The sequence below is a fragment of the Streptomyces fractus genome, assembly GCF_049844455.1.
Lineage (GTDB): Bacteria > Actinomycetota > Actinomycetes > Streptomycetales > Streptomycetaceae > Streptomyces > Streptomyces fractus.
Map to the genome: position 1 here is coordinate 2,260,314 of NZ_JBMYHI010000002.1, position 16,457 is coordinate 2,276,770.

The window sequence follows — 16,457 nt, forward strand, 5'->3', positions numbered from 1 at the left end:
TATCCCTTACGCGGGGAGGAAGTTGATCGGGTGGCTGTCGGTCGCCCACAGGTACTGGGTCGCGTACGCGCGCCAGGGCCGCCACGCCGCCGCCCTCGCGGTCAGCGCCGCCGGGGTGTGGGGCAGGCCCAACTCCTGGGCGGCGCGGCGCATTCCGAGATCGGTGGGGAGGAACGCGTCCGGGTCGCCGAGGGCCCGCATGGCGATCGCCTCGATGGTCCAGGGGCCGAAGCCGGGCAGTTCGGCGAGCCGGGCCCGGGCCGCTTCCCAGTCCGACTCGGGTCCCAACACCAGTTCCTCGTCCGCCAGTTGGCGTACGAAGGTGGTGAGGGTCGTGCGGCGGCTGCGGGGCAGCGCGAGCGACTCCGGGTCGAGCGAGGCGAGCGCCGCCGGTGAGGGGAAGAGGTGGGTGAGGCCGCCCTCGGGGTCGTCGACGGGTTCGCCGTGGGCGAGGACCAAGCGGGCGGCGTGGGTGCGGGCGGCCGCGGTGGAGACCTGCTGCCCGAGCACCGCGCGTACGGCGAACTCGGCCTCGTCGACGGTGCGCGGCACCCTGCGGCCCGGCGCCTTGTCGACGAGCGGGGCGAGCAGCGGATCGGTGCGCAGCTGCTCGTCCACGGCGACCGGGTCCGCGTCCAGGTCCAGCATGCGGCGGCAGCGGCTGATGGCCACGGTGAGGTCGCGCTGGTCGGTGAGGATCAGGCGGCAGGCGATGTGCGTGGAACCGGCGACACCCGGTGGGGTGAGTGTCGCGATGCCGTGGCCGTGCGGCAGGCGGAGGGTGCGGCGGTAGGAGCCGTCGCGCCACTCCTCCACGCCGGGTACGGCGGTCGCGGCGAGGTGGCCGAAGAGGTTGTCGGGGTTGAGGGGTGCGCGGAACGGGAGGCGGAGGTCGATCGCGCCGGCCACGGTGTCCGCGTTCCGCTGCGGCCTGCGGGCGCGCAGTTCGCCTGGGGAGAGGGCGTAGACCTCACGCACTGTGTCGTTGAACGTGCGGATCGAGGCGAAGCCGGACGCGAACGCGACGTCCGAGAACGGCAGTTGGGTGGTTTCGATGAGGAGCCGTGCCGTCTGGGCGCGCTGGGCGCGGGCCAGGGCGAGCGGGCCCGCGCCCAGCTCGGCGAGGAGCTGCCGCTCGATCTGGCGGGAGCTGTAGCCGAGGCGGCGGGCGAGCCCGGGGACGCCCTCGCGGTCCACGACGCCGTCGCCGATGAGGCGCATGGCGCGGGCGGTGAGGTCGGCGCGCTGGTTCCACTCCGGTGAGCCGGGGCTGGTGTCGGGGCGGCACCGCTTGCAGGCCCGGAATCCGGCCTGCTGGCAGGCGGCGGCGCTGGGGTAGAACCGCATGTTGCGCGGCTTGGGCGGCACGACCGGGCAGCCGGGGCGGCAGTAGATGCGGGTGGTCACCACAGCGGTGAAGAAGACTCCGTCGAAGCGGGTGTCCTTGGCCTGCACGGCGCGTACGCAGCGATCGGTGTCGGTGTGCATGTCTTTAGGATCGGGCAAGGTGGGGCGCTTGGCTGGCGAGAATGCGACATTGACGTCGACCGGTCCTACGCCTCGGGGCTCCGCCCCGGACCCCGCTGCTCAATCGCCGCAGGGGCTTGAATTTGCCCGCTCATCGCTGAAATCTTCTGATTGCGCTCGCTCAAAAGCCTCTCGTGCCCCGTCGTCGAAGAGTACGAAGCGGATCTCCTGTACCGACGTGGGTGTCGTGCGGGCCGTCTCCACCGCGATCCGTGCCCCGTCGTTGAGCGGCCACCCGTAGATGCCCGTGGAGATCGCCGGGAACGCCACCGTCCGCGCGCCCAGCTCGTCCGCCACCCGCAAGGATTCGCGGTAGCAGGAGGCCAGCAGGTCGGAGCGGTCCTCCGTCGTCGACCAGCGGGGGCCCACCGTGTGGATGACGTGGCGCGCCGGGAGGCGGCCCGCCGTCGTCGCGACCGCCTGGCCCGTGGGCAGGCCCTTGCCGTACTGGGAGGCCCGTAGGGCACGGCACTCGGCGAGGATCTCGGGGCCGCCGCGCCGGTGGATCGCGCCGTCCACTCCCCCGCCGCCCAACAGTGAGGAGTTGGCCGCGTTGACGATCGCGTCCACCTCCTGTTCGGTGATGTCGCCCTGGACCAGCACGAGTTGGGCACTCATGACGCGCGCAGCCTCCTCCACACCGCCTTCGCGGCGTTGTGCCCCGACATGCCGTGGACGCCCGGTCCCGGCGGGGACGCCGACGAGCAGATGTACACGGCGGGGTGCGGGGTGGTGTACGGGGACAGGGAGAGCTTGGGGCGCAGGAGCAGTTGGAGGCCGCTGGCCGCGCCGGAGGCGATGTCGCCGCCCACGTAGTTCGCGTTGCGGACCGCGAGTTCGGGTGGGCCCGCTGTCGCGCGCGCGAGGATCAGGTCCCTGAACCCCGGTGCGAAGCGCTCCAGTTGGCGCTCGATGGCGTCGGTGAGGTCGCCGTCCCAGCCGTTCGGCACGTGCCCGTACGCCCAGAACGTGTGCTTGCCCGCGGGGGCGCGCGTGGGGTCGGCGACGGTCGGCTGCACCGTGATGAGGAACGGCGCCTCGGGGCCGCGGCCCTCGCGGGAGGCGGCGTGCAGCGCCTTGGAGATGTCCGAGCGGTACGGGCCGACCTGCACCGTCCCGGCGGTGCGCGCCTCCTTGGCGGTCCACGGCACCGGACCGTCGAGCGCGTAGTCGACCTTGAAGACGCTCGCCCCGTACCGGAAACGTTCGTAATAGCGGCCGAGCCCGGCGATCCTGGCGACGGCCGTCGGTGACGTGTCGAAGATGTAGGCGCGGGCGGGCGGCAGGTCGTCGAGCCGCTTCACCTCGTAGTCGGTGTGGACGGCGCCGCCGAGGTCCCTCAGGTACGCGGCGAGCGCGTCGGAGATCGCCTGGGAGCCGCCGCGGGCGACGGGCCACCCGCGCGCGTGGGCTGCCAGGGCGAAGACGAGGCCGATCGCGGACGTGGCGAAGCCGGACAGCGGCGCGATGACGTGGGCGACGAGGCCCGAGAGCAGGGCGGGCGCCTTCTCGTCGCGGAAGCGGCGCATCAGCCACGTCGACGGCGGCAGGCCGACGAGGCCGAAGCGGGCGAGGGTGACCGGGTCGCGGGGCAGCGCGCTGAGCGGCAGCGACATGAAGTCGCGGACCAGGGTGTCCCAGTGCGGCAGCAGGGGTTCGATCAGGCGGCGGTACGCGCCCGCGTCGCGCGGGCCGAACGACGCGGCGGTCTCGGCGACGGACCGCGACAGCGTCGCCGCCGTGCCGTCGGGGAACGGGTGCGCCATCGGCAGTTCGTGGTGGACCCAGTCGAGTCCGTAGCGCTCCAGTGGCAGGTCCCTGAACGCCGGGGAGTTGACGCCCAGGGGGTGCGCGGCCGAGCACGGGTCGTGGCGGAAGCCGGGGAGCGTCAGCTCCTCGGTGCGTGCGCCACCGCCCACCGTGCCCTCGGTCTCGAACACGGCGACGGAGAATCCGCGCCTGGCCAGCTCAACGGCTGCGGTCAGCCCGTTCGGCCCCGCACCCACCACGACGGCATCGAGCATCGACGGCACCTTCGGACTCCTTTGTCAGCCGATGGCCACTGCCCGCACAGGATATGCCGGGCCACCGACAGCGCCGGTCCGCGGGTCAGCCCGCCAGCAGACCCGCCACCCGTCGCGTGGTGGCCGCGTCCCGGGCCGCCGCGAACGGCAGCGCGTTCCCGCCGCGGATCGAGAACGGGATCCCGTCACGCGTGAGGTGCGCCCCGCCGGCCTCCTCGACCAGGAGAATTCCGGCCGCGTGGTCCCAGGCCAGCTCCCAGCCGAACGCGATCGCGTCGACGGTGCCGCGGGCGATGCCCAGGTACTCCAGACCCGCCGAACCGCAGGGGCGCGGCGCGACGCCGTCCGTCCACAGGCCGAGCAGGGAGCGCTTCTGTTCGTCGGTCGTGAAGTCGGGGTGCGAGGTCGCGACGCGCAGGTCTGTGCCGGCCGCCTGGGGCCCGGCGTGCAGCACCTCGCCGTTGAGCCGCGCGCCCCGGCCGCGGACCGCCACGGCCATCTCGCCGAGCGCGGGCGCGTACGTCCAGGAGGCGAGCACCACGCCGTCGAGCGCGAGGGCGACGAGGGTGCAGAAGCCGGGGTCGCCGTGCACGAACTGGCGGGTGCCGTCGACCGGGTCGACGATCCACACCGGGGCGGAGCCCTGGATCGCCTCGTAGGAGCTCGGGTCGGCCGCGACCGCTTCCTCGCCGACCACGACGGAGCCGGGCAGGAGGGCGGCGAGCTCGCGGGTGAGGTGCTCCTCGGCGCGCTTGTCGGCGACGGTCACGAGGTCGTGCGGCGCGCTCTTCTCCTCGATCTCGCTGGCGTCGAGCTGCCGGAAGCGCGGGGTGATCTCGGCGGCCGCCGCGGCGCGGACGATGTCCTCGACAGCGGTCAGGAGCTTGTGGTTGATGTGCGTGCTCAGGAAGTCTTCCTGGCACTTCTTGTCCTTTGCGTTCGGAAAGTCTTCGATGCTTTCCGTCTTCGTTTCGATCATGACTCCATGGAAACACACCCCACTGACAGCGCCCCCACGGCAGATGAACGGGACGTGGCCCCCGGATGATTTCCGGGGGCCACACTCGGCGTGACCGGTCAGCGACCGACCGCGTAGCCCTGCATGCCGCGCGGGTTCGCCGCGGCCGACAGGACGCCGGTGCGCGGGTCGCGGGCGACGGCGCACAGGCGGCCCTCGGACCAGGCGTCGCCGACGGTCACGTCGTGGCCGCGGCGGCGCAGCTCGGCGACGACCTCCGCGTCCATGCGGGACTCGACGGTGACCGAGCCGGGACGCATGCCGCGCGGGAAGAAGGAGCCGGGGAACGAGTCGTTGTGCCAGTTCGGGGCGTCGATGGCGCCCTGCAGGTCGAGCCCGCCGCGCACCGCCCCGCGCAGCGCCACCGCCAGGAAGAAGTGCACCTGCCACTGGTCCTGCTGGTCGCCGCCGGGCGTGCCGAAGGCCATCACCGGGACGCCGTCCTTGAGGGCGAGGGACGGGGTCAGCGTCGTGCGGGGGCGCTTGCCGGGCGTGAGCGAGTTCGGCAGGCCCTCCTCCAGCCAGGTCATCTGGAGGCGGGTGCCGAGCGGGAAGCCGAGCTCGGGGACGACCGGGTTGGACTGGAGCCAGCCGCCGGAGGGCGTGGCGGCGACCATGTTGCCCCAGCGGTCGACGATGTCGATGTGGCAGGTGTCACCGCGGGTGGTGCCGTTCGCGGACACCTCCTCGTCCGAGGAGGACTTCTGCACCGTGGGCTCGCCGGCGCCCGCGACGCCCATCGCGTCGAAGCCCTCCTCGCCGGAGGCGACCGCGTGGGCGTGCGCGCTCAGGCGCGGCTCGGCGCCGAGCGGGCTGCCCGGACGCAGCTCGTGGGAGGCCTTCTCGGGGTCGATCAGGGCGCGGCGCGCGGCGTTGTACTCGTCCGACAGCAGGGCGTCCACCGGCACGTCGGCCGCGTCGCCGTACCAGGCCTCGCGGTCCGCCATCGCGAGCTTGCAGCCTTCGATCAGGAGGTGGACGTAGTCCGCCGACCCGTAGGCGGGCAGCTCGGGCGGCAGCACGGCGAGCTGCTGGAGGAAGGCGGGGCCCTGGCTCCAGCCGCCGGCCTTGCACAGCGTCCAGCCGTTCCAGTCGTACGTCGCCGGGGCCTCGTAGGAAGCCGACCAGGACGCGAGGTCCTCGGCGGTCAGCGTGCCGACGTGCCGCTCGCCGCTGGTGTCCTTCGTGGGCCGCTGCGACTGGCGGACCAGGGCCTCGGCGATGAAGCCCTCGCGCCACAGCTTCCGGGCGGCCTCGATCTGGGCCGCACGATCGGCGCCGCCGGCGTCCTCGGACTCGGCTATGACCCGCTTCCAGGTGGCGGCGAGCTGGGGGTTGCGCAGCAGTTCGCCGGGCTTGGGGGACTTGCCGTCGACGAGGTAGACCTCGGCCGACGACGGCCACTCGGTCTCGAAGAGCTCGCGCACGGTCTCGACGGTCTCGCCGACGCGCTCCACGGGCGCGTGCCCGTCCTCGGCGTACCCGATGGCGTACTTGAGGACGTCGGCGAGGGTCTTGGTGCCGTGGTCCTTCAGGAGGAGCATCCACGCGTCGAACGCGCCGGGGACCGCGGCCGCGAGGGGTCCTGTGCCGGGGACGAGGTCCAGGCCCAGGGACTTGTAGTGCGCGACGGTGGCACCGGCCGGCGCCCCGCCCTGCCCGCACAGCACCCGCACCTCTCCCCCGGTCGGCGCGAGGATGATCGGCACCTCGCCGGCGGGACCGTTCAGGTGCGGCTCCACGACGTGCAGCACGAAGCCGGCGGCGACGGCGGCGTCGTAGGCGTTGCCGCCGTCCTCCAGGACCGCCATCGCGGACTGGGAGGCGAGGTAGTGCGTGGAGGACACCATGCCGAAGGTGCCCTGGAGGGTCGGGCGGGTGGTGAACAAGGAGGCTCCTAGCTGGTGGCGGTGCGGGTTTCCGGGATCGTACGAGACGCTGCCGACAGCTCGTCCGGCGGCGCTGCCGCGTCCGGGGCCGTGCCGTCGTCCGCGACGAGGTGGCAGGAGACCTCCCGGCCGCCCGCCGCGCTGTCAAAGGTCCGCAGCAACGGCACTTCGGTGCGGCAGCGGTCGACGGCGAGCGGGCAGCGCGTGTGGAAGCGGCACCCGGCCGGCGGGGCGAGCGGGCTGGGCAACTCGCCGCTGAGGACGATGCGTTCGCGGCTGCGCTGCGTGGTCGGGTCCGGGACGGGCGCGGCCGAGAGCAGCGCCTGCGTGTAGGGGTGCTTCGGGTCCGCGAACAGCTCGCGCGTGGGCGCCTGTTCGACGATCTGGCCGAGGTACATGACGGCGATCCGGTCGGCGAGGTACTCGACGGCCGCGAGGTCGTGCGTGACGAACAGGCAACCGAAACCGCGGTCGCGTTGCAGGTCGGCGAGGAGGTTGAGGACCGAGGCCTGCACGGACACGTCGAGCGCGGAGGTCGGCTCGTCGGCGATCAGCAGATCCGGCTCGACGGACAGCGCGCGGGCGATGGAGATGCGCTGGCGCTGGCCGCCGGAGAGCTCGTGCGGATGCCGGTCGGCGTGCTCGGGGCGCAGCCCTACCTGGTCGAGGAGTTCGGCCACACGCGCGCGTGCCGCCTCGCCCTTCGCGATGCCGTGCAGCTTGAGCGGCTCGGCGATGATCTGGCCGACCGTCATCCGCGGGTCGAGCGAGGACGACGGGTCCTGGAAGACCAGGTGGAAGTCCTTGCGCAGCGGCCGCAGGGCGCGCCGGGACATGGTGGTCACGTCGGTGCCGTTGACGCGCACGGTGCCGCCGGTGGGCTCGTCGAGGCGGACGGCGCAGCGTCCTACGGTCGACTTGCCGCTGCCGGACTCGCCTACGAGGCCGACGACCTCGCCGCGGCCGACGGTCAGGGTGACGCCGTCGGCGGCGCGGACGGTGCCGGTGGCGCCCGCGAAGTGGCGTTCCAGGTCGACCAGTTCAAGGACCGGGGAGCTGTTCTCAGGACTCATGACGCGGTCTCCTGGAGGGTGTGCGGGTGCCAGCAGGCGGCGCGGTGCGGGGCGCCTGCCCCGGCGTCCGCGGCGACGGCCTTGAGGCCGGGACGGCTCGACGTACAGGTGTCGTCGGCGCGAGCGCAGCGCGGCGCGAACGTGCAGGCGTCGGGCTGGGAGTCGAGGCTCGGCACGAGGCCCGGGATCTCGGGGAGCCGCCGCTTGCCCTCGCCGCCGGGGCGCAGCACTGCGGAGAGCAGCCCGCGCGTGTACGGGTGGCGGGGGTCGGCGAACAGCTCGTGCACCGGCGCCTGTTCGACCGGGCGGCCCGCGTACATGACGAGCACCCGGTCGGCGGTGTCGGCCACGACGCCGAGGTCGTGCGTGATGAGGACGATGGCGGTGCCGAGCCGCTCGCGCAGCGACTGAAGCACCTCCAGGATGCCCGCCTGCACGGTGACGTCGAGCGCGGTCGTCGGCTCGTCGGCGATGAGGACCGCCGGGTCGCAGGCCACCGCGATGGCGATCATGACGCGTTGGCGCATGCCGCCGGACAGCTGGTGCGGGTACTCGTCGACGCGCTCGGCCGGGGCGGGGATGCCCACGAGGTCGAGGAGTTCGACGGCACGCGCGCGTGCCTGCTTCTTGTTCAGGCCCTGGTGGCGGCGGAGCACTTCGCCGATCTGCCGCCCGATGGTGAGCACCGGGTTCAGGGACGTCATCGGCTCCTGGAAGATCATCGCGATCTCGTTGCCGCGGATCTTCCCGTACGCCTTGTCGTCCGCGCCCGCGAGTTCCTTGTCACCGATCCGGACGGATCCCGTGATGTGCGCGGTGGGCGGCAGCAGGCCCATGACGGCCATGGAGGTGACGGACTTGCCGCAGCCCGACTCGCCCACCACGGCGAGCACTTCACCGGCGCGCAGGTCGAAGGAGACCTGGTCGACGGCGTGCACGGTGCGGGTGTCGGAGCGGAAGGAAACGGACAGGTCCCGGACGCTGAGAACGGGTTCTGACGCCGGGGAAACAAGGTCGTTCATCGGGTCGCTCCACGGGGGTCGAGGACGTCGCGCAGGCCGTCGCCGAGCAGGTTGAACGCCAGCGTCGCGGCGACGACCGCGAGGCCGGGGAACACCGCCATCCAGGGCGCGGGCGCGAGGAAGGCCTGGGCGGACGACAGCATCACGCCGAGGGACGGCTCGGGCGGCTGCACACCGAGGCCGAGGAAGCTGAGCAGGGCCTCGCCGATGATGGCGGTGGGGATGCCCACGGTGGCCTGCACGATCAGCGCCGAGGTGGCGTTGGGCAGGATGTGCCGGAACAGGACGGTGCCGTCGCCGCCTCCGTTCGCGACGGCCGCGGCCACGTAGTCCACGTGCTTGAGGCGGAGCGTCTCGGCGCGGGAGATGCGGATGACGGCCGGGATCTGCGAGATGCCGATCGCGATGGTCGCGTTGGTGAGCGAGGGGCCGAGGACGGCGGCGAGGCCGACGGCCAGGACCAGGAACGGGAAGGCGAGCATCGTGTCGGTGACGCGGGAGACCACGCTGTCGGCGACCTTGCCGTAGTACCCGGCGAGCAGCCCGAGCGGGACGCCGATCACGAAGGCGAGGACGACCGCGAGCACGCCGACCTGCATCGAGGCGCGGGCCCCGAACACGACGCGGGACAGCTGGTCGCGCCCGAGGTCGTCGGTGCCCAGCCAGTGCGCCCAGCTCGGCGCGGCGAGCACGTCCCCGAAGTCGGCGCGCGCGGGGTCGTAGGGCGCGACGAGCGGCGCGAACAGCGCGGCGAGCACGAAGATCGCGGCGATGACGGCGCCGGTCATGGCGAGCTTGTTCTTGCGCAGGGCGCGCAGCTTGGCGTTCCCGGCGGCCCGTGCGCGTATTCCTGTGAGGACGAGGGTGGTCACCGGGCACCTCCGAGCCGGATGCGCGGGTCGATGACCGAGTACGCCACGTCGACCAGCAGATTGATGAAGATGTACGCGAACGACGTGCACAGCACCACGCCTTGCAGCGTCGCGTAGTCGCGGGTGAAGACGGCGTCGATGGTGAGCTTGCCGAAGCCGGGGAGCACGAAGATCTGCTCGGTGACGACCGCGCCGGAGATCAGGTGTCCGAGCTGGAGGCCGAGCACGGTGACGACGGTGACGAGCGAGTTGCGCAGCGCGTGCCCGCCGACCACCTCGCGGCGCGAGAGGCCCTTGGCGCGGGCCGTGCGCACGTAGTCCGCGGAGAGCGAGTCGAGCATCGCGGCGCGGGTCTGGCGCATGACGACGGCGGCGAGCCCGGAGCCGAGGACGATCGCGGGCAGCACCATGCGGCGCAGGTTGTCGATCGGGTCGGTGCCGAACGGGACGAAGCCGGAGGCCGCGAAGACCGGCACGGCGATCGCGAAGGCGAGGACCAGGACGATGCCGAGCCAGAACGTCGGCACCGAAAGACCCAGCAGCGCGAGGGCGTTGGCGATCCACTCGGCGCTCTTGCCGCGCCGCACGGCGGCGACGACACCGGCGCCGACACCGAGGACGATCGCCAACAGCAGGGACAGCGCGGCGAGTTCGAGGGTGACGGGCAGCGCCTGCGCGATGGCGTCGGAGACCGGGAGCCCGGTGCGCGAGGAGTTGCCCAGGTCGCCCTGGAGCGCGTGCCCGATGAACCGGCCGTACTGGACCACGATGTTGTCGTCGAGCCCGTACGAGGCGCGGATCGCGGCCAGCGCCTTCGGGCTGCGCTCCTCACCGGCGAGGGCGAGCGCCGGGTCGCCGGGCAGTGCGCGGATGCCGGCGAACACGACGATCGACACGAGGAACATCGTGATGACGGACTGCCGGATGCGGGTCAGCACGTACGCGGCCATCGGATGCCCGGCGAGCAGCCCGGTCTTCTTCAACTGGGGCTTTTTGTCGGCAATGTGAGCGGTCGTCACTTGACGTACCCCGCATCCTTGACTCGGACGAGGCCGTCTCCGTAGACGCGCAGGCCCGCGACGTCCTGCCCGGTGACGACGTAGTTCTTCTGGCGGTAGAGGTAGATCAGGGTGTGCTCGGCGTTCACTTCGCGGATCAGCTCGGCGTAGATCTTGTCGCGTTCGGCGGGGTCGGACTCGGTGCGGCCGCGCTTGATGAGCGCGTCGACCTTGGTGTTCGACAGGCCGTAGGCGTTCATCGCGCCCTTGGTCTGGAGGAAGCTCGCGATGTTGCCGTCCGGGTCGAGGCGCCCGGACCAGCCGCTCTGGAAGGCCTGGTAGTCGCCGTCGTCGGTCTGCTCCAGCATGGTGGCGTACTCGGTGGGGCGCAGGGTCAGGGCGAACCCTGCGTCCTTGACCATGGCCTGGATGATCTGGCCGATCCGGCTCCACTCGGGCGTCGTGGGGATCTTCAGCTCGACGTGCACGGCGCCCTTGACGCCCGCCGCCTTCAGCAGCCGCTTCGCCTTGGGGACGTCGCGCTTCGGGCACTGGGAGGCCTTGACGCCGGGCGCGATCGCGGACGCCGGGGACATCGGGCCGCAGGCGGGCTCGTACATGCCCTGGAACGCGACCTTGTTGATGAGGTCGCGGTCGATGGCCAGCTCGAAGGCCTCGCGGACGCGGACGTCCTTCGCCATCGGGGTGTCGACCTTGCCGGGCGCCTGGCCGAGGCCCTTGACGTTGCCGACGTTGATGCCGATGCCCTGGTAGCCGAGGGAGGGCGAGTTGAAGAGCCGCAGCTTGTTGTCGGTGAGCGCGCTCTTCACGTCGACGGGGACCATCTGGTCGCCGACCTGGACGTCGCCGGAGCGCAGGTTGGCGAGGCGGACGCTGCCGTCGGGGATCGGCTTGTAGATCACCTTGTCCAGGTGGACGTCCTTGGCGTCGTAGTAGTTCGGGTCCTTGGCGACGACGATGCGGTCGCCTCCGACGCGCTCGACGAACCGGTAAGGGCCCACGCAGGACGGGTGGTTGGTGAAGTTCTTGCCGTACTTCTTGAGCGCGGTCGGCGACATCACCATGCCGGAGCGGTCGGCGAGCACCGCGGTCAGCGGCACGTACGGCTGCTTGAGGGTGAGCTCGACGCCGTACGGGCCCGTGGCCCTGGCCGACTTCAGCGGGGTCAGCTCGGTGGCGCGGGCGGAGCCGGACAGGTCGCGGTGGCGCATCAGGGAGGTGACGACGGCGTCGGCGTTCAGCTTGGTGCCGTCGCTGAACTTGGCGTCCTTGCGTACGTCGAAGGTGACGGTGCGGCCGTCCTTGGACACCTTGGGCAGATGGGTCGCGAGCTGCGGGACGACCTTGCCCTGCTCGTCGACGTCGTAGAGCTTCTCGCACATGCCCGCGAAGACGGTGCGGCCCACGAGGGTCTGGGCGAGGGTCGGGTCCAGTTTGTCGGGGTCGGCGTTGAGGGCCACGGTCAGCGTTCCGCCGTCACGGACCGGACGGTTGTCGGCCATCCGCTCCCCGCCCACCTCCGTGGCCGAGGACTGCAGGGAGCCGCAGCCCGACAAAGTGGACATCGCCAGGACAACTGCCGTCACGGCAACCGCTGTTCGGCGCACGAGGGCTTACCTCCGCCAGGGGTGAGGGGTGGGCGATCGGTGAGCGATCAAGGAATACGGCAGAACGTATTTCGCATACAGTCCGCACACAAGAGGGTTGTCCGGATGCCGGACAACCCTTGGTGAAGATTGGATAACCCCAAGCGGCAAATGGGACGCCGCCCTACAGAACGATCCCCATGGATCGGTCAGCGCGCGAAGTCCACCCCCTCCACCTCGCGCAGCTTCCCGAACCGCTCCCTGAGCTCCACGCGCCGCGCCCGGTCCATGGCGAGATTCACCAGCTCGCCCGGATCCTCCTGGAGGTCGTACAGCTCGTGGTCGTTGTCGTCGAAGTCGGCGTCCGGGCCGTAGAGCATCGTGGAGGGCTCGGGCTTCGCGCCCAGGTCGGCGGGGAGCCCGCCGCCGACGCCGAAGTAGCGGGCGTACTTGAACCGGCCGTCGAACATGCCACGCACCGCGTAGCGCGTCCGCTGGATCGCACGGGTGTGCGTGGCCTCGTGCGCGAACAGCACGTACTCGCGCACCGACGCCCGCGGGTCCCGGAACACGGGCGTGAGGTCCACGCCGCGGAACGAGTCGGGCGCGGGCACCCCCGCGAGCGCGCAGATCGTCGAGGCGAGGTCGACGTGCGAGGCGAGGGAATCGCTGACCGTGCCGGGCCGGGTCGTCCCCGGCACCTTCACGTAGCAGGGCACGCGCATGATCTCGTCGTAGACGAACGGCCCCTTGGAGCGCAGGCCGTGGCCGCCGCACATGTCGCCGTGGTCGGACGTGAAGATGACGACCGTGTCATCCCAGCCACCGGACTCCTCCAGCGCGCCGAGCACCTTGCCGAGGGACGCGTCGGCGAGGCGGTGCAGCTGGGCGTAGTAGTCGAGCTGGCGCAGCCACGCGCCCTTGTCGGCCGGGTCGATGTACCCCCACAGGCCGTGCTGCTGGTCGTGGCGCCACTGCCGCTGGGTGTCCGGCTTGGTGTGCAGATCGTCGTCGAAGTTGCCGGGCAGCTCGCTGAACACCTCGTCGTAGAGCTGCTCGTACGGCGGGACGGCCTGCCCGCCGCCCCAGTCGCCGTCGAGGAACTGGCGGACGAACTCCATCGTCCGGGGGTGCGCGCGCTGGTACTCGGGCTGGTCGATCGGATACCACATCACGTCGTGCGGGTTGACGAGCGCGACGGTGAGGAACCAGGGCTCGGGCGAGTCCGCGTTCCGGCGCAGCCAGTGCGCCGCGTTGTTCGCGATGACCGGGTCGAAGTGCACTCCGGTGCCCGCGAGGCCCATGAAGTGGTGGTCGTTGCCGTCCCAGTCCCCGTAGCCGTACGCCTCCATGTCGGGCCGCGCCGAGCGGGACAGGTGCCACTTGCCGATGTACGAGGACCGGTAGCCGGCTCCCCGCAGCGCGGCGCCGACGGTGGTGACGGAGGGGTCGAGCTCCGGCTGCCAGGGGAAGATGACGTTCTCGGCGACCTGGTGCTGGGTGACGTACTGGCCGGTCATCATCGTGGCGCGCGAGGGCGAGCAGGGCGAGGAGTGCGTCCAGTAGTTCGTGAACTCCAGCCCTTCGGCCAACAGCCGCTCACGCCAGGGGAGTTCGACCGTTACGGGGAGCCAGTCACGCTGGCGCTCCTGGTCGGAGACGATGAGGAGAATGTTGGGCCGGTGAGCTTTCTGCATGTCAACCATCCTTGTTCGCAAGGGCGTTGGTCATGGAGCGGCCTCGACGGGTCCGGTCTCGCGCGCGGCGGCGCCCACGCCACCGGTCGCCGGGGTCCGCCCGTGCCGCATGAACGCGGCGACGAGCAGTGCCATGGCGGCGAAGCCCGCCGCCACCAGGAACGCGGAGACGTAGCCCGGCTCGGCGTAGAGGATCTTGTCGCCTGCCGCGGATCCGTCGAGGACGTGCTGGGCGAGTACGGCGCCGAGGACGGTGACACCGGTGGCGTTGCCGAGGTTGTTGGCGACGCCCATCATCCCGGCGCCGACCCCGGTGTGTGTCGCTGGCACGGCCTCCACGACGAGGTTCGACACGGACACGAAGAAGAAGCCGAAGCCGACGCCCGCGAACAGGGCCGCGAGCAGGATGTGCCACACCTGTGTGTGCAGTACGGACAGCAGCGTGGCGCCCGTGGCGAGGCAGCCGAGGGCGATCAGCAAGCCGGTGCGCGGGGCGTGCCGGCGCGCGAGCAGCCCGCCGAGCGGACCGCCCGCCGCGCTCAACAACCCTTGCGGGACAAGGAAGATGGCGACACCGAGCGGCGCCATGCCGAGCCCGAACCCGGTGTCCTTCGGTGTCTGCACGAGCTGCGGCAGCGTGAGCGCCTGGCCGCCGATCGCGACGGAGCCGCCGAACGCGGCGAGCAGCGTCCAGCGCAGCCCGGGCCCCGCGAGCAGCCGCAAATCGATCAGCGGATACGCGGCACGCAGCTCGCACACCACGAACAGGGCGAGCAGCACGCACGCGCCGACGGCCACCGCGACCAGCCGGGCCGAGCCCCACCCCCACCGGCCACCCTGCCCCACCGCGAGCAGCACTCCCGCGGCGCCGCAGCCGAAGAGCAGTCCCCCGGCGACGTCCACGCGCCGCCGCAGCCGCACCCCCGACTCCGGGAACGTGACGACCACGAGCGGCGTGAGCACCACCGCGTACAGCACGCAGAACCAGAAGATCGCGCGGAAGCCGAAGGCCTGCGTGAGCGCCCCGCCGACGACCGGGCCCACGATGACGCTGAGCCCGATGCCGGTGGTGATCGCGCCCATCGCCACCGGCACGAGGCGCACCGGGAACACATCGCGGATCAGCCCGTACGCGGCCGGGGCGATCACCATCGCGACGCCCTGCACCGCCCGCCCCGCGAGGAAGACCGGGAAGTTCGGCGCGAGCGCGCACACCAGCGAGCCGACCGCGAAGGCGCCCGCCGCGCACACGATCACCCGCCTCTTGCCGTGCCCGTCGGCGACCTTGCCGAGCAGCGGCTGCGCCACCACCCCGACGAGGCTCACGACGGTGAGCGTCCAGCCGATCGACGGAGTGCGGAACTCGGCCGCCATGTGCGTCAACGCCGGGTAGACCAGGGCGAGTTCGAGCGCGACGACCTCGGTGAGCAGGATCAGCGGGACGAGCCGCAGGACGTACGCGGCGGGCCGGCGGCCTTCAAGTCGGGACGTGTCGGTCACGCAGCCGTCTTAACGCGCTTGCGTTAAACAAGCAAGACAACCGACACTCTTCGCCATGGCCCCCGCGAACACGAACACGAACGGAACACGACGCCGCCTCATCGACGTGGCGGAGCGACTCTTCGCCGAACAAGGCATCCACGCCACGTCACTTCGGGAGATCGCCGCGGCGGCGGACCAGCGCAACACGTCCGCGGTCGCCTATCACTTCGGTACGAAACGGGGGCTGGTCGACGCCATCTACGAGGAACGGCTCACCGTCACGACGGCGCGTCAGCTGGAGTTGCTGGAGGCGATCGACGCTCAGGGCCGGGGCAGGGAACTGCGGGCGCTCACCGGGGTGTTGGTGCGCCCGATGGTCGAACGCCTGGAGGACCCCGAGCGGCCCAGCTGGTTCCTGCGGTTCGTCGTCAACGCCATGTACGTCGAGGGCATCGCGCCGAACGACCTCAGGGCACACCCCTGGACGCGCGGTCTGCTGCGGCTGCACTCCCGGATCACGCACTGCATGCCCGAACTCCCGGACCGCGTAAGGGAGAACCGGTGGGACTTCTTCATCGGACTACTGCTGCACACCCTCGCGCAGCGGGAGCGGGTGCTTCAGGCCGGAGCCGCCCCCGGGGATCAGCGTCTGCTCGCGGCCGACCTCGTCGACGCGGGGGTGGCGGTGCTCACTGCCGAGGTGTCGAGCTCCCCGTGGTGATCAGCTGATCAGCTGTCGACCCAGCCGTGCTTGCGCCCGCTCTGCACCAACTCCCGGCGGATCGCCAGGATCTGTTCACCCGTCAGCGAGGGCGCCGAGCGCAGCAGCAGCTCCGTGACCTCGTTCGTGAACTCGTCGACGCGCAGCACATCGCAGAGCACGTCGTCGCCCTCGGCCGCGTGCCGGCCGGGCGCCGGGGCCGAGGCCCCCTCGGCGAGCTGCACCGACGAGGCCTTGGGGCCGCGGTCGCCCTCCTCGATGTCGAACGACACCTTGAGGCCCGTGCGGATGTACGACTCGGGGATCAGGAGGTCGTTCACATGCAGGAAGACGTCCTCGCCGCCGTCGTCCGGCGCGATGAACCCATAACCACGCGCGCCGTCGAAGCGCACCACACGACCAGCTACCACGCCGACCCCCAACCACCTCGGCGGACCCGGTGCCCGCAGCCTCCAACAACGTTTGCGGATCCTACCGGTCCGCCCCACGGATCCCGCGGACCCTCCGGTCCGACGCCCCAGCGTGAT

Annotated in this window: 14 protein-coding genes; 1 reads left to right on the top strand and 13 read right to left on the bottom strand. The window is 71.7% G+C overall.

The window, feature by feature from the left end; all coding sequences use genetic code 11:
- Positions 1 to 6: 6 nt before the first annotated feature.
- The 12 genes from ACP4E5_RS12110 to ACP4E5_RS12165 form a co-directional block, all read right to left on the bottom strand.
- A complete protein-coding gene (locus ACP4E5_RS12110) occupies positions 7 to 1,488 on the bottom strand; it encodes an AlkA N-terminal domain-containing protein (protein ID WP_425827843.1) in 1,482 nt (493 codons plus the stop codon).
- Positions 1,489 to 1,587: 99 nt separating this feature from the next.
- Positions 1,588 to 2,145: an O-acetyl-ADP-ribose deacetylase gene (locus tag ACP4E5_RS12115; RefSeq protein ID WP_425827845.1), complete on the bottom strand. Its 558-nt coding sequence runs from the start codon at positions 2,143 to 2,145 to the stop codon at positions 1,588 to 1,590.
- Complete coding sequence (locus tag ACP4E5_RS12120; protein ID WP_425827847.1) at positions 2,142 to 3,560, bottom strand: phytoene desaturase family protein; 1,419 nt, start codon at positions 3,558 to 3,560, stop codon at positions 2,142 to 2,144. Before ACP4E5_RS12120 ends, ACP4E5_RS12115 begins: the two co-directional genes overlap by 4 nt.
- Positions 3,561 to 3,636: 76 nt before the next feature.
- Positions 3,637 to 4,530, bottom strand: coding sequence for an inositol monophosphatase family protein (locus ACP4E5_RS12125; protein ID WP_425827849.1), 894 nt, complete (start codon positions 4,528 to 4,530; stop codon positions 3,637 to 3,639).
- 98 nt (positions 4,531 to 4,628) lie between these two features.
- Complete coding sequence (locus ACP4E5_RS12130; RefSeq protein WP_425827851.1) at positions 4,629 to 6,458, bottom strand: gamma-glutamyltransferase family protein; 1,830 nt, start codon at positions 6,456 to 6,458, stop codon at positions 4,629 to 4,631.
- Between the two features lie 8 nt (positions 6,459 to 6,466).
- Positions 6,467 to 7,531 (bottom strand): ABC transporter ATP-binding protein, encoded by a 1,065-nt coding sequence (locus ACP4E5_RS12135; protein ID WP_425827853.1) that lies wholly within the window; start codon positions 7,529 to 7,531, stop codon positions 6,467 to 6,469.
- On the bottom strand, positions 7,528 to 8,553 hold the full coding sequence (locus ACP4E5_RS12140; protein WP_425827855.1) for an ABC transporter ATP-binding protein: 1,026 nt from the start codon (positions 8,551 to 8,553) through the stop codon (positions 7,528 to 7,530). Before ACP4E5_RS12140 ends, ACP4E5_RS12135 begins: the two co-directional genes overlap by 4 nt.
- Positions 8,550 to 9,371 (bottom strand): ABC transporter permease, encoded by an 822-nt coding sequence (locus tag ACP4E5_RS12145; RefSeq protein ID WP_425841236.1) that lies wholly within the window; start codon positions 9,369 to 9,371, stop codon positions 8,550 to 8,552. The genes ACP4E5_RS12140 and ACP4E5_RS12145 overlap by 4 nt, the downstream gene beginning before the upstream one ends.
- 50 nt (positions 9,372 to 9,421) lie before the next feature.
- Positions 9,422 to 10,375 (bottom strand): ABC transporter permease, encoded by a 954-nt coding sequence (locus ACP4E5_RS12150; protein WP_425841239.1) that lies wholly within the window; start codon positions 10,373 to 10,375, stop codon positions 9,422 to 9,424.
- A gap of 65 nt (positions 10,376 to 10,440) precedes the next feature.
- The gene (locus tag ACP4E5_RS12155) at positions 10,441 to 12,030 is read right to left on the bottom strand and encodes an ABC transporter substrate-binding protein (protein ID WP_425827857.1); all 1,590 of its coding nucleotides are present in this window, start codon (positions 12,028 to 12,030) and stop codon (positions 10,441 to 10,443) included.
- A gap of 209 nt (positions 12,031 to 12,239) precedes the next feature.
- Positions 12,240 to 13,727, bottom strand: a complete 1,488-nt coding sequence (locus ACP4E5_RS12160) for a sulfatase-like hydrolase/transferase (RefSeq protein ID WP_425827859.1) — start codon at positions 13,725 to 13,727, stop codon at positions 12,240 to 12,242.
- 30 nt (positions 13,728 to 13,757) lie between these two features.
- Entirely contained in the window at positions 13,758 to 15,227 is a 1,470-nt protein-coding gene (locus ACP4E5_RS12165; RefSeq protein ID WP_425827861.1) for an MFS transporter, read from the bottom strand.
- A gap of 55 nt (positions 15,228 to 15,282) precedes the next feature.
- Here ACP4E5_RS12165 and ACP4E5_RS12170 point away from each other — a divergent pair, with 55 nt between their 5' ends.
- On the top strand, positions 15,283 to 15,930 hold the full coding sequence (locus ACP4E5_RS12170; protein ID WP_425827863.1) for a TetR family transcriptional regulator: 648 nt from the start codon (positions 15,283 to 15,285) through the stop codon (positions 15,928 to 15,930).
- Between the two features lie 8 nt (positions 15,931 to 15,938).
- Here ACP4E5_RS12170 and ACP4E5_RS12175 read toward each other — a convergent pair whose 3' ends face one another.
- A complete protein-coding gene (locus tag ACP4E5_RS12175) occupies positions 15,939 to 16,340 on the bottom strand; it encodes a cold-shock protein (RefSeq protein ID WP_425827865.1) in 402 nt (133 codons plus the stop codon).
- Positions 16,341 to 16,457: the final 117 nt, after the last annotated feature.

Coding starts and splice junctions, on each gene's coding strand:
- ACP4E5_RS12160 (WP_425827859.1), bottom strand. CDS start 13,727: ATGCAGAAAGCTCACCGGCCCAACATTCTCCTCATCGTCTCCGACCAG.
- ACP4E5_RS12135 (WP_425827853.1), bottom strand. CDS start 7,531: ATGAGTCCTGAGAACAGCTCCCCGGTCCTTGAACTGGTCGACCTGGAA.
- ACP4E5_RS12125 (WP_425827849.1), bottom strand. CDS start 4,530: ATGATCGAAACGAAGACGGAAAGCATCGAAGACTTTCCGAACGCAAAG.
- ACP4E5_RS12110 (WP_425827843.1), bottom strand. CDS start 1,488: ATGCACACCGACACCGATCGCTGCGTACGCGCCGTGCAGGCCAAGGAC.
- ACP4E5_RS12115 (WP_425827845.1), bottom strand. CDS start 2,145: ATGAGTGCCCAACTCGTGCTGGTCCAGGGCGACATCACCGAACAGGAG.
- ACP4E5_RS12150 (WP_425841239.1), bottom strand. CDS start 10,375: ATGGCCGCGTACGTGCTGACCCGCATCCGGCAGTCCGTCATCACGATG.
- ACP4E5_RS12140 (WP_425827855.1), bottom strand. CDS start 8,553: ATGAACGACCTTGTTTCCCCGGCGTCAGAACCCGTTCTCAGCGTCCGG.
- ACP4E5_RS12170 (WP_425827863.1), top strand. CDS start 15,283: ATGGCCCCCGCGAACACGAACACGAACGGAACACGACGCCGCCTCATC.